Genomic DNA, 12,635 nt, shown 5'->3' with positions numbered 1-12,635 from the left:
CTCAGCCGGGCGGCGTCTTGTGTTCCATCAGCGCCATCAGCCGGTCGAGCGGCCCTGCGACCGCATGGATCGTCCGCGTCGAGACCTTGGTGTAGAGCGCGGTGGTATCGAGCTTGCTGTGGCCAAGCAGCACCTGGATGACGCGGATGTCGACATCCTGTTCGAGCAGATGAGTGGCGAAGCTGTGGCGCAGCGTGTGCGGGCTGACGCGCTTGCGGATGCCGGCGACTTCGGCTGCTTCCTGGACCGCGCGATGCAGTTGCCGCGACGAGATCGGCGCCGTGCAGCTGCGCCCTGGGAACAGCCAGCCATGCGGGAGCATCACCCCGCGCCGCCTGCCTTCGCGCCACCACAGCCGCAGCAGTTCCAGAAGTTGCGGCGAGAGCATGGCGTTGCGGTCCCTGCGTCCCTTGCCCTGTTCAACGCGGATCAGCATGCGTGTGCTATCGATGTCGTCGACCTTGAGGTGCGCGACCTCGGACACGCGCAGACCAGCGCCATAGGCGACACCGAGCGCGGCCTTGTACTTGATGCCTGGCGCCGCTTCGAGCAGCCGCGCCGCTTCCTCCACGCTCAGCACGTCGGGCAGCTTGCGCTGATACCTCATAATCACCAGCGCGCGCGCCAGATCCCGCCGCTTCAGCGTCACGAGGAACAGGAACCGCAATGCCGAGACCGCGCCATTGATCGTCGCAGGGCCGACGCCGCTCTCATGCTGATGCAGCTGGAATCGGCGGATGTCCTCAGCCGTCGCAGTGTCCGGCGAGCGGCCAAGGAACACAGCGAAGCGCCGGACGTGACGAACGTAGTCCTGCTGGGTATGGGAGCCCAGGCCACGCATGAGCATGTCGTGCTGCATGCGCTGGCGAAGCGGAGAGATTGGTGCATCGGTCGACAGGGTAGCCATGGCGAGTTCCTCGTTGAAGGGAACTCCATGGTCAGATCGACGCCTCTACCCGCTCAAGTCAAATGCCTGTCGCGCCATCTCAGGTCGAGGCGACCCTCCCGCGAAGCGGGTTCGTGCATGCGGCGCAAAGCGGACGTCGTTTTCGTAAAGTCATCTCTGTAGAAATAGGATGCGCCGTGAGAAAAATCCGATCGCTTGTCAGATGGGGGCTCCTTCCAGCGCTGGCACTATCGCCCATCGCGATCGTGTTGTGGCAGTGCGGCGCAGTGAACCATCGCATCGATCTTTGCGACGATCCGACATCGGGCAAATATATCTGGAACGATGAGCTGCGGCACAAGAGCTGCGACCCGACGCCACTTGTTGCCCCTGTCAGCCCTTAATCACCCACGCGCCGCAGCGTGCCGAGATGGTTGTCGTCGAGGAAGCCTATGGTCATCGCCGACGCCTTGCCGTCGGGGCCGACGACGAAGCTCACGCCGGTTGGCCTGTCCGGTGTCTCGGCATCGGGGAAAGTCAGGAAAAGATCGCCGTCGAAATGTGTCAGTGAGTAGGACCGGGCGCCGGCCGGGCCGACCTTGAGCACAAGGCTGTCTCCCGCGCTCGCCACGACAGCATCGCCGATGAAATCGTTGGTGTAGCGGCCAGCATAGGCACTGGCCGGTGCGGCCGGCCTTGCCGGAGATGGCGGCGCGGCATAGGTGGCCTTGGCCGCCTCGACCACCGGACCGAACATGCCGTTGTAGACGCCGTCCCATGCCTTGACCCAGTCCTTCTCGACCGAACCCTCGAAGACGAGGTCCGCAAAACTGTCGGACAGCCCTTCCGGCACACCTGTCGGGAAGGCGTTGGCGATGATGACGATGCCAAGCTTCTCCTGCGGAAAGATCGTCACCAGCGTGCGTGCGCCGACGCTGAAGGCACCGGCATGGCCCCAGCTCAGGCCATGCCGGCCGAATTCGACATTCCAGCCGAGGCCGTAGAAGGACTCGCTGCCGGAGACAGGGTTCTTGCCCCGCGTCATCAGCGGCACATGCGTCTGGTCCAGCGCATCGGCGGCAATCAGCATCTTGCCGGCATAGACCCCGTTGCCGAGGATGAGGCGCATCCATTGCGAGAGATCGCGCGCGGTGGAACTGACGCCGCCCGCAGGCGCCTGCGCATCCGGATTGCGCTCTATCTTGGCGACCCAGGCGCCATCGACCTTGATGTGCAGCGCGGCACGGTCCGTGTGCTTGACGAAGTCCGAATGACGGGAACTGGTCGAGACCATGCCAAGCGGACGGTAGAGCTTCTCCTCGGCGACCTCCTCCCAGGGCTTGCCTGTCGGCATGGCGGCCGCGATGGCGCCCTCTGTCAGTCCGAAATTGCTGTAGGAGTAGCCGGCGCGAAAGCTCGACGATGGCGGCACGAACCGCAAGCGATGCAGGATCTCGGCGCGGTCATAGCCTATGTCCTCGAGGTCGTCTCCGGCGGTGCCGGGCAGTCCGCTGCGGTGCGAAAGCAGGTCGCGGACGGTGAGTTGGCTGGTTGGATAGGGATCAGCCAGCCGGAAGGCCGGATCGAGGTCGGCGATCTTCGAGTCCCAGGACACGATCCCGTCGCTGACCAGCGCCGCCACGACAGTGGCGGAGACCGGCTTGGAAAGCGACGCGATCTGGAACACCGTGTCCGGGTCGACGGCCTCAGGCTTGCCTGCCTCGCGATGCCCGAAACCTTTCAGGAAGATCACTTCATCGCCGTGCACCACCCCGATGGCGAGACCGGGCACGGCACCGTCCGCGACGGCACCTTGGGCGAGCGCTTCGAGCTTCGAAAGGGCAACAGCGATGCGCTCTGGCGTAATGGTGTCGGCCGACGCAGCACGCGACCAAAGCGCCAGTACGGCGATGCAGGCCCAGATTCGCCAATGGCAGAGGTTCCGATCCAGTCGCACGCTCGAGCCTCCTCTCCTGCATTCACCTGGCTATAATACAGGCCGGTGCAAACGAGGCCAATGCCTGCCCGGCGGTCCACCTTCGTCGCAATCGACCATGACCACGATTTCAGGCAATCTGACCGATGATGGTGCGCCATGGGGAGATGGAGCGCCGCCAGGGAGGACTGACATGACCAGCAAAGAAGCCGGCTTGCCGCGCTACGAGGATGCCGTTGCGGCCTTTCGCATCGAGGATGAGATCGCGCGGCTTCATGGCGACCCGGCAACCGGCATCAACGCCTATGTCGAATGCTGCGGCCGCCACACCGGTGAGAACCGGCTGGCGCTGCGCGCAATCTCCGCCAGTGGCGAGTTGCGCGAGTTCAGCTTCGACCAACTCGCTGATATGTCGGGCCGCGTCGCCAATCTGCTCAAGGAACTGAGCGTCAGCCCCAGCGATGTCGTGGCCGGCATGCTGCCGCGCATTCCCGAACTGGTGGCGCTGATCCTCGGCACCTGGCGCATCGGCGCGGTCTACCAGCCGCTGTTCACCGCCTTCGGACCGAAGGCGATGGAGCATCGGCTCGACTATAGCGGCGCAAAGCTGGTGGTGACCAATCCGGCCAATCGCGGCAAGCTCGACGAGATGGAGACCTGCCCGCGCGTGGCAACCATTCTCGGCCCCGGCGATACCTTGCCCCAAGGCGACATCGACTTCCGCGCCGCCCTCGCCGCCGCCTCCCCGAACTGCGAACCCGTCATGCGCAAGGGCGATGACCTGTTCATGATGATGTCGACATCAGGAACGACGGGCCTGCCCAAGGGCGTGCCGGTGCCGCTCAGCGCCCTGCTCGCCTTCGGCGCCTATATGCGCGACGCCATCGGGCTTCGCCCCGACGACATCTTCTGGAACATTGCCGATCCCGGTTGGGCCTATGGCCTCTACTACGCCATCACGGGTCCGCTGCTGCTCGGCATCGCCACCACCTTCAACGAAGGCGCCTTCGCGGCCAAAAGCACCTACGACGTCATCGAGCGGCTCGGCGTCACCAGCCTCGCCGGCTCGCCCACCGCCTTCCGCCTGCTGCTCGCCGAAGGACCTGAGGCCGCCGCCCGCATCAAGGGCCGGCTGCGCGTGGTGAGCAGCGCCGGCGAGCCGCTCAACCCGGAAGTGATCCGCTGGTTCGACGCCCACTTCGCCGCCCCCATTCACGACCATTACGGCCAGACCGAGAACGGCATGATGGTCAACAACCATCACGGCCTCGCGCATACCGTGCGGGCGGGGTCCGCCGGCTTCGCCATGCCGGGCTACCGCATGGTGGTGCTCGACGACGAAGGCCGGGAACTCGGCCCGAACCAGCCCGGCATCCTCGCCGTCGATATCGCCAACTCGCCGCTGCGCTGGTTCGACGGCTATCACCAGGAGCAGACGCCGGCGATTGTAGGCGGCTATTACCGCACCGGCGACACGGTGGAATACGAGCCGGACGGCTCGGTCTCCTTCATCGGCCGCGCCGACGATGTCATCACCTCGTCCGGTTACCGCATCGGCCCCTTCGACGTCGAAAGCGCGCTCATCGAACATCCCGCCGTCAACGAGGCGGCCGTGGTCGGCGTGCCCGACCCGCAGCGCACCGAGATCGTCAAGGCCTTCGTCATCCTGGCACCGGCCTACCAGGGCAGCCCGGAGTTGGCCGAGGAACTGACGCAGCATGTCCGCAAGCGGCTTTCTGCCCACGCCTATCCGCGCGAGATCGATTTCGTCAGCGAATTGCCGAAGACGCCGAGCGGCAAGATCCAGCGGTTCCTGCTGAGGAAGGCGGAGGTGGAGAAGCGGAAGGGGTGAAGCGGCCTCAAAGGTCGAAGCTTCGCCTTGCACCAAAAGCGGCCTGTCAAAACCCACCTGCCATGAAGGCTCGAGGCTCGGCCGAACAAAACTATTGGCTATCGTTCTTGATGCTCTGCGTGACGTTGATCCCGTCCGCTTCGATCGTCAGCGTCTCATTCAGTTCGGACCCGCTGGCTTCAATCGACTTGGTAAAGCCGACCAGTTTCGCTCCCGGATCGGATGGCCGACCCATACCTGGATTATCAATGATATTAAACGAGTGCTGCGCGACCCATAACTGTTTGTCCGGGTGCACGGCCCCCCACGTATTCATGTTTCTTACGTGTTTTCGTACGTAGTATGAGTTTGTTTCCGCATAATACCAAAATACAGAAAGATGAAGCGCACTGTCGAACTGGTCGCAACCGCCGTTCGGATTCAATATAAGCCATCCGCGAGACATAAAGGAATCGTAGCCCGGCTGGGCGTAACCTATAGAAAAATAAACCGTCTGCGAAAAATTATTGCATATTTTTATTTCAGCCGAAGCGCGCTCTGCGTATATCGCCAAGGGAAGCGCGAGCGATAGAACCGAAATGACACGTCTTGAGGCAGACATGCTAACCCCCATCGCGACGGAGCGGTCCGAACGATCCAATTCTCTTCCCGCCAGTCAAGACAAGTGAGTTCGCGGAGGTCTCGTGGGTTACGCTATCGCTCACCAAACTTGCGATGACGGCCGGCGCAGGTCGGACCATAGAGATATCAGGTGGACAGTGGCTTGTCACTTGGCGCCCATTTGAAGGCATCATCGCCTTTCTCGATATGCCCGATGCCCGGGAACGGGACATGCGGCGAAAAATCGTTTCGTGATCCTTGGCGAGCATGGGTTCGCTTCCATGTCCTGCTTGCCGCCGTCGAAGGCTATGGGCATCGGCGCTGTTGGCGGAGCTCCATGTGCCCAGGTTTGGTGCTATATTACCGCTGTGACCCTGCCCGCAGTATCGAGGCGACAACCGACTTGCGCTTGCCGGACTTCGATGCCACCTCGTCCTGCATAGTCTATTCGCACTTTGATCGGCGCCAGGAGTGCACCCCCACGTTGACGCAAGGCACCTGCGCTGACTGCGCGGACACGGACGGCGCCAAGCGGCTTGGCAGCGGACATGATCGCCGTGCGGCAGGCCAGCACGACCGCGGCTGGCGTTCCGGGTTTCGCTTTCAGTGCTTCCAGGGGTGCAAAGGGATATCCTCTGGTGAGGTCGCCCTGACCGGCTTTCGAAGGCCTGAGGATGGATGGCAGAGCGATCGATTGCCTGGCGGTCTTGGTAAAGGCAGTGGCTGTCGTGGCAGAGGCGGTGGCTGTTGTGGAAGAGCCAGTGGCTGTCGTGGCAGCGGCCTGACCACCGGGCGCGGCCGCCGATCCGCTTTCGGCAGACGGATTGGCGCCCGGACCGACACCCGTCGAAACGCCTCCGCCTGTGGTGCCAACATTGCCGCTGGCACTGACGCCCGTGTTGCCAACGTTGCCGCTGGCGCTGACGCCTGCGTTGCCTGCGCCGACCGAAGCTCCGACGTTTGCTCCGCCAACACCGCCGACGCTTGCGCCCACCCCTACGGATGCGCCTTGCGAACCGGCGCTCACTCCAGCACCGACCCCGAGACCGCCGATGTTACCGCCCAAACCTGCATCGAGAGCCGAGGCAGGCCCGATTGCGATACCGATCGTCAACGCGGCTGCGACGTATTTTTTCATTGTCACCCTCCCTGCGCCATACATTTCGCTCCCCTGTCTTTCACGGCGAAAGTGGTCGGGTTGGCAGCAATGCGGCGGGAAGAGCGATGGTTGCCAGCAGGACAGGTTGCGGCGACTTTGGACCCTTCACCTTGCGTTTTTTCGGCAAGCCCGGCTTACGGGCCGGTAGGGCGACCGCACGCGGCAACGAACTTGCCAACGCAGTCTTGGGGGTACCTGCTTTGGGCGCGCGCACCACGGCCGCGGTCCGACGCTTGTCCTTGATGCTGTCGATTTCCTCACGCGCGGCACTGAGGCTGCGGGCCAAGCCGTTAGCCCTTTCACGCTCCTGGTCCAGCGCCGCACTCAAGTCTATCGAGCTCTGCTTCAAGGCATCGCGTTCCTTGCGAGCACTGTCGAGGTCACGCATGGCTGAATCTGCTCGTTGACGTTCCAATTCGAGTGCTTCTCTAGTTTGGTTTGAAGCGGCATCGGCCACTTGCCGGTCCTTCGCGGCCTTGGCCTGCTCCGCTACGGCCAGATTTGCGCTTGCCTTGAGAGCATCGATCGTCTGACGAGCCGTGGCGAGTTCTTGTTCCAGGAGCTCAACCTTATGGCGTTCGTCATCAAGCGCCTGCGTTGCAGCGGCGTCGGCCGCTTGCCGGTCCTTCACGGCCTTGGCCTGCTCCATCGCGGCCATACTTGCGCCTGTCTTGAGAGCATCGATCGTTTGACGAGCGGTGGCGAGTTCTTGTTCCAGGAGCTCACCCTTATGGCGCTCCTCATCAAGCGCCTGGTTCGCAGCGGCGTCGGCCACTTGCCGGTCCTTCACGCCCTTGGCCTGCTCCGCTACGGCCAGATTTGCGCCTGTCTTGAGAGCATCGATCGTTTGACGAGCCGTGGCGAGTTCTTGTCCCAGGAGCTCACCCTTATGGCGCTCCTCATCAAGCGCCTGGTTCGCAGCAGCCTGAGAGGCATCCGTGGAGGGGTGCGCTTCAGGCATCGCGCCTTTCTTGCTGTCCCAGAGACTGGCTTCCGCCCTGAAATTTTCGATGGCACGCTGCGCCGTCTCCAGATTGAGCGTGAGCGTTTCGTCTGTTTGCTGCTGCTCTTTCAGGGCCTGCGCTTGCCTGGCCAGTTCAGCCCGTGCCGCGGCCAATTCGCGGCGCAAGGCCTGCTCATCCTCGCCGGGCAACGTTTGCGCGCCCTTGAGGGCCTGTGCTTCACTGAGCGTCAGATTGAATATGTCGGTTCCGACCGCGCCGGGTTGCACCTTGCCCGCTTCTTTCGCGATATCCGTGGGGTCCGAAACCGCGACCGGCGAACGGCCGTTGACTGCGGCAGTCGCGGACGCATCGGGTGCCAGCTGACTGTTTGCCGGAGACGCCAACAGCAACATGAGGATTGAAGAAATGAGGGATAGCACGGCGTTCCACCCCATGCCACGTATCCCGTGAAGTAAAATCAAAGGCCGTCGTTTAGTAAAGGTGAAGTCACAGCGTGGATATTTTGACGTGGTACCTTGCAAATGATTCATCACTTGACCTCACCTGGCGCGACCCTCACCGCGATCGTATTCTCCACTTTATTTGAGCCACGGCGCCGGATGCCGCGTCACCCAGACGCTATCTTCTATTTCCCTGCTTGTTGTCATTCGAACGAACGAAACTTTTCCGCTGCCCAGTGCCCGTAAGACGGCTCTGTTCCAATCAGCGGCGCTGAGCATGCTCCGGCGGGCGCGCGACCAGACTTACGCCGGCAGCGGTGCGGCCTGGATCGGCCGAGCACCAAAACCTTGACGGCTCGGGCGCGCCAGCCTCTTGTGCCCACAGGTTCGGCCGACAAGGGAGGTGCCCACCATGGAAAAGATCATCCTGGACTGCGACCCAGGACACGACGACGCGATCGCCATCCTGCTGGCGGCAGGCAACCCGAAGATCGACCTCCTCGGCATCACCACGGTTTCGGGCAACCACAATGTCGAGAACACCACGCGCAATGCGCTTTCCGTATGCACTGCCTATGGCATCAAGGTGCCAGTGGCGAAGGGCTCTCCCGGCCCGCTCATCATCGATCAGGTGCTGGCCGTCGAGATCCACGGCGATACCGGGCTCGACGGCCCCGTGCTGCCGCCCGCCTCGTTCGAGCTCGACAAGCGGCATGCCGTCGATTTCATCATCGACACCGTCATGGCGCATGAGCCGAAGACGATCACGCTGGTTCCGGTCGGTCCCTACACCAACATCGCCCTCGCCATGCGCAAGGAGCCATGCATCGTCGAGCGGGTGAAGCGGGTCGTCGCCATGGGCGGAAGTTTTACGCGGGGCAACATCACGCCCGCGGCGGAGTTCAACGTCTATGCCGACCCGGAGGCCGCCGACGTGGTGTTCCGGGCGAATTGGGACGTCACCATGGTGGGTCTCGACCTCACCCACCAGGCGCTGGCCACCCCGGAGCTACAGGACAGGGTGCGCGCCGTCGGCGGCCCGATGGCCAAGTTCATCCTCGATATCTGGGAGTTCATAGCGACCACGCATGGCGGCCTGCTGCAGATCGAGTATCCTGCCATCCATGACGCCTGCTGCGTCGCGGCCATGATCGACGGAAGCGTCTTCACCACCGAGAAGGCCGATATCCGCGTCGAAATTGCCGGCCGCTGGACCAAGGGCATGACGGTCTGCAATTTCGCAGAGATGGGCGGCATGCACCATTTCGGCGGCACCGCGAGCGAGCAGACCGACTTCCGCCACACCGTGGCGATGAAGCTCGACCATCGCAAGTTCTGTGACCTGATCGTGGATGCGCTGGAGCGGTTGACCAGGCAGAAGGGGTGATTGGCGGCGGCTTGTCATGGCCAGGAGTCGCCGGAGAAGTCCTTCAACGTCGAGATTGCCAGCTACTCCGTCGTACCTCTTATTCGAGACATCAAATCTCTCGCTGCCAATTCCACATATTAGAGCGGTTCGCATTTAGGTTGACTTATAGCCTGCGCTTTCGATGTAGTTGTTACATTCGTTTGGGGTAACGTCGTCAAGGGTGTTGGCGATGGCGTTGTGTACGGCCTGGATGCTTCGTTTGGCGGCACGCCGCATGCAGTGCTTGAGCTTGGCGAACAGCTTCTCGATTGGATTGAGGTCTGGGCTATAGGGCGGCAGGAAGAAGAGCCTTGCGCCAGCGGCCCTGACGATATCGCGGACGGCTTGGCCCTTGTGAGAACCGAGATTGTCGAGAATGACGATGTCACCCGGCTTCAGTGTTTTGATGAGTTCGGTTTCGACATAGGCGCGGAAGGCCTGCGCATTGATGGGTCCGTCAATGACCCAAGGCGCCTCCACCCGATCATGCCGCAGCGCGGCGATGAAGGTCATCGTCTTCCAATGACCATATGGCGCGTGGGCCATCAGCCGCTTGCCGCGCACACCCCAGCCGCGCAATGGCGCCATGTTGGTCTTGACCCATGTTTCATCCAGGAAGACCAGGCGAGTAGGGTCAATGCGGGTCTGGTAGCGCATCCATTGCGCCCGCCGGCGCATCAGCTTTGGCTTGAGCTGCTCGGCCGGCAGAATGGTTTTTTTTAAAACTCTTGCCCTCACGATGCAGGAAGCGACCGACGCTCGCAGGGTGGATGATGAGACCCCGTTCCGCCAATGCCGCCGTCAATTGATGAAGCGTTATGTTGGCATCTCGCTCGACCTCGCTCAGGACGAAAGCACGGTGCTCCCCATCGATCAGATAGGGCCGATGACCGCCCATCTTGCCAGGGGCCGCACTGCCCAACCGACGCTTGCGCGCCGCCCACTTGATCACGCTCGACACTGCCACCTTCAGCGCCGCAGCCACCTCGCGACTCGTCTCGCCTTCCTCAAGGCGAGCCAGTGCCCGCTCTCGCAGATCCATCGAATAAGGCTTCGCCATCTGTCCCGACCTCCAACGGTCAGAACATCGAATCTGATTTGCTCAATCTTGGGAATCCCGATTCAGATAAAACGCGAACCGCTCTAAGGGGCAGCAGCAGCCACTGGCCCAACGGCTGCTCTGGGGGGCAATCCCATTTTCGTCTTGTGATGTTCAATCACTTCAACAACGGCGGCCAGGAGAGGGTCGAAACCATTGAAGTTGATCGTACCTTTGTTGGCAGCGACAACTTTTGTTGCAAAAACCTTCTTCCCAAAGAACTTAGACCCATCCTTTTCGGAGTTTGTTATATCGAAGGTCTTTCCGTCGAAAGGCTCGTCGAGAAGTGCTTGGGGGAATAGGCGTTCAATCGGCGTATCGACCCCGCCTACTTTCGGAATCGGGACGATGTAGAGATTTTTGTCCCAGTGAAACCACGGCTGGGTGCCAATCTTCTTGCCGGTCTTTTTCTCGACCTCCTTGAAGATGGTTTTCGACCCTTCGTCGAAATCCACGATTACGACAAGGGGATGCTTGCCGCCCGCTTTAAATTTCTTCGTGCGCAGATGGTATTTCGTGATGAGCTTGAGGAGTTCCCCGCTACCTCCGCCCAACTGCTGCACCGCCGTCGAGGTTTTGGTGTACTTGAATAGCTTGACCTTAAGATCCCCGGCCGGGTTGGTGAGGGTAGGATAAGCAGTGGCGAGAGCCTGAATCGCTGACTTGATGTAGATATTGTCCGTAACGCCCTCGCACAGGATGAGAGGACGGTCGACCGCGTACAGATCGGCGTAGTTCAGGAAACGCTCGAACAGATTGAAGCTGGCCCAAAATCTCTGGGCACCTTTCGCCTCGCCGTCCTCGCCATTTTGTGCGATTTTTGGGCCCTTACCGCGGACTTGATAGATGTAGGCCAGCCGCCCCCGCAGCTTCTTGATGGGAAAAGGCTGCTTCACGCCTGATATCTTGGTAAAGCACTCGCCATCCATGAAGAGGTGATGACACATGGCGGCGACTTCGGCGTAGTAGTCCGCAGCGATATTCACCTTCTGGTTGACGACTACCCCGGTCACTTCCTGTCGGGAATAGCTGTGCTGCATACGTGTCTTAGTCGGGTTCAGTTCGAATCCCGCACGCTGAATGGCCTTCAGCAGCCTCGGTCCTGCCTCCCACAGGTTGATGCTCTCGACATCGCGCCGACCTATCACGGTGGGGAAATTCCGTTCGCTGGTCGAGAACGTGATGTCGTCGGCGTACCGCGTGTAAGTGCAATTGTATCGATGGGCCAATTCGTTGAGCCTGATATCGAGAACGCTTGCAATGAGATTGGAGATTACCGGCGAGCAGGGACTACCCTGAGGCAGTTGGTTGTTGTGGCAAGCAATCTGCGCGAGGAGGGTTGCGACAGATTTATGCAATTCGAAAGCCTCATGCTTCATGAAGAAGCCGCGTACTCGGCCAAAATTAATCGTTGGGAAGAAGTCCTTCAGATCGATATTGAAGACGTACCGGCGATGGCGATGGTTCTCACCATTGGTCATGATGGAAAGCTTTTTCTTGAAGCCGTGCGCGAGGATGCAGTCGGATTTTTTGACCCGCGTCGTTTCGAGCTGTTCCTCTATCATCAATAGATCTTGAGCCAGCCGTTTCTGGACTGCCTTCAGGGCTTTGTGGGGCGCCTTAATAGTGCGTACCCCACCAGCCTTCTTGGCGACATTGAACTCGGTATATTTCGCCGCAAAGCCGGGCTTGTCGAGCTTGTACAGCGCGAAAGAGATATGCGCCGGCTCCAACGCCAGAATATTAGCGATATCAATTAGGCTGGTTGCCTTTCGGTATTGCTCAAGCTTCAGCGATACGATGTTCATTGGGTGGCTTGCGGATACTCCTACGCGATTTCGCGTATTGCCATTATACCGTTATAATGCTGCTTCTCGTCGTCGCTCTTCGGGCAGCACTAAGGCCGTGTTGGTTTCACCTGTGAAGAACCCCCACAGAAAAATCTATCCGCAAGCCAATACTGATTGAGCAAACCGGGATTTCTGATGCAAGGGTAGATCCCTGCTTATCAACAGGCGTTTGCTACCAGTCGACGAATCGACTAGCCAGAATGTATTCAATTGCGGTGAACATGTTGTCCGCAAGACGGCATGCCATTGGCAACACGGACAACTCGATCGACGACGGTTTGGCCGAGATCAGTGCGCCACTCCGTCGGATGCGTGCAGTAGCCTCCAGGCCGAGCCGAGACGACCATGGAACTGCGAGGCGAAATGCTCCGCGGCCACATCCTCCAGCCCGTCATCGACAAGCGCCTCGATGCTTCGCCGCATCAGGGCGAGTTGCATCT

Annotated in this window: 9 protein-coding genes; 2 read left to right on the top strand and 7 right to left on the bottom strand. The window is 60.9% G+C overall.

Features of this window, described 5'->3' with window-relative positions; translation table 11 throughout:
• Position 1 precedes the first annotated feature (1 nt).
• Positions 2-907, bottom strand: a complete 906-nt coding sequence (locus DBIPINDM_RS29815) for a tyrosine-type recombinase/integrase (RefSeq protein ID WP_258582557.1) — start codon at positions 905-907, stop codon at positions 2-4.
• 379 nt (positions 908-1,286) lie between these two features.
• The gene (locus DBIPINDM_RS29810; protein ID WP_258582556.1) at positions 1,287-2,843 is read right to left on the bottom strand and encodes a serine hydrolase; all 1,557 of its coding nucleotides are present in this window, start codon (positions 2,841-2,843) and stop codon (positions 1,287-1,289) included.
• Positions 2,844-3,015: 172 nt separating this feature from the next.
• Here DBIPINDM_RS29810 and DBIPINDM_RS29805 point away from each other — a divergent pair, with 172 nt between their 5' ends.
• Positions 3,016-4,674: an acyl-CoA synthetase gene (locus DBIPINDM_RS29805; protein ID WP_258582555.1), complete on the top strand. Its 1,659-nt coding sequence runs from the start codon at positions 3,016-3,018 to the stop codon at positions 4,672-4,674.
• 91 nt (positions 4,675-4,765) lie between these two features.
• Here the strand turns inward: DBIPINDM_RS29805 and DBIPINDM_RS29800 are convergent, their stop codons facing one another.
• The 3 genes from DBIPINDM_RS29800 to DBIPINDM_RS29790 form a co-directional block, all read right to left on the bottom strand.
• On the bottom strand, positions 4,766-5,314 hold the full coding sequence (locus DBIPINDM_RS29800) for a DUF1036 domain-containing protein (protein ID WP_258582554.1): 549 nt from the start codon (positions 5,312-5,314) through the stop codon (positions 4,766-4,768).
• Positions 5,315-5,629: 315 nt separating this feature from the next.
• Positions 5,630-6,412, bottom strand: a complete 783-nt coding sequence (locus DBIPINDM_RS29795) for a hypothetical protein (RefSeq protein WP_258582553.1) — start codon at positions 6,410-6,412, stop codon at positions 5,630-5,632.
• A gap of 40 nt (positions 6,413-6,452) precedes the next feature.
• Complete coding sequence (locus DBIPINDM_RS29790; RefSeq protein ID WP_258582552.1) at positions 6,453-7,928, bottom strand: hypothetical protein; 1,476 nt, start codon at positions 7,926-7,928, stop codon at positions 6,453-6,455.
• 322 nt (positions 7,929-8,250) lie between these two features.
• On the opposite strand from DBIPINDM_RS29790, the gene DBIPINDM_RS29785 reads away from it, so the two are divergent.
• Complete coding sequence (locus DBIPINDM_RS29785; protein ID WP_258582551.1) at positions 8,251-9,225, top strand: nucleoside hydrolase; 975 nt, start codon at positions 8,251-8,253, stop codon at positions 9,223-9,225.
• Positions 9,226-9,360: 135 nt separating this feature from the next.
• On the opposite strand, the gene DBIPINDM_RS29780 is transcribed toward DBIPINDM_RS29785, so the two are convergent.
• Positions 9,361-10,306 (bottom strand): IS630 family transposase gene (locus DBIPINDM_RS29780; RefSeq protein ID WP_258582550.1). Its coding sequence is split into 2 segments (ribosomal slippage): positions 9,361-9,966 and positions 9,968-10,306, totalling 945 coding nucleotides; the frame shifts between segments, so codons are not numbered across the junction.
• An 83-nt stretch (positions 10,307-10,389) separates the two neighbouring features.
• Positions 10,390-12,153: a retron Ec67 family RNA-directed DNA polymerase/endonuclease gene (locus tag DBIPINDM_RS29775; RefSeq protein ID WP_258582549.1), complete on the bottom strand. Its 1,764-nt coding sequence runs from the start codon at positions 12,151-12,153 to the stop codon at positions 10,390-10,392.
• Between the last annotated feature and the right edge of the window lie 482 nt (positions 12,154-12,635).

Origin of the sequence: Mesorhizobium sp. AR02 (assembly GCF_024746835.1) — a bacterium.
In the GTDB taxonomy this organism is placed as follows: domain Bacteria; phylum Pseudomonadota; class Alphaproteobacteria; order Rhizobiales; family Rhizobiaceae; genus Mesorhizobium.
Note: the sequence above shows the minus strand (reverse complement) of the source record. Positions and strands in the feature narration are given on the sequence as shown.

What these genes read in the sequence shown, in the direction of transcription:
- DBIPINDM_RS29815 (WP_258582557.1), bottom strand. Translation starts at nt 907, where the DNA reads ATGGCTACCCTGTCGACCGATGCACCAATCTCTCCGCTTCGCCAGCGC.
- DBIPINDM_RS29805 (WP_258582555.1), top strand. Translation starts at nt 3,016, where the DNA reads ATGACCAGCAAAGAAGCCGGCTTGCCGCGCTACGAGGATGCCGTTGCG.
- DBIPINDM_RS29795 (WP_258582553.1), bottom strand. Translation starts at nt 6,412, where the DNA reads ATGAAAAAATACGTCGCAGCCGCGTTGACGATCGGTATCGCAATCGGG.
- DBIPINDM_RS29790 (WP_258582552.1), bottom strand. Translation starts at nt 7,928, where the DNA reads ATGAATCATTTGCAAGGTACCACGTCAAAATATCCACGCTGTGACTTC.
- DBIPINDM_RS29785 (WP_258582551.1), top strand. Translation starts at nt 8,251, where the DNA reads ATGGAAAAGATCATCCTGGACTGCGACCCAGGACACGACGACGCGATC.
- DBIPINDM_RS29775 (WP_258582549.1), bottom strand. Translation starts at nt 12,153, where the DNA reads ATGAACATCGTATCGCTGAAGCTTGAGCAATACCGAAAGGCAACCAGC.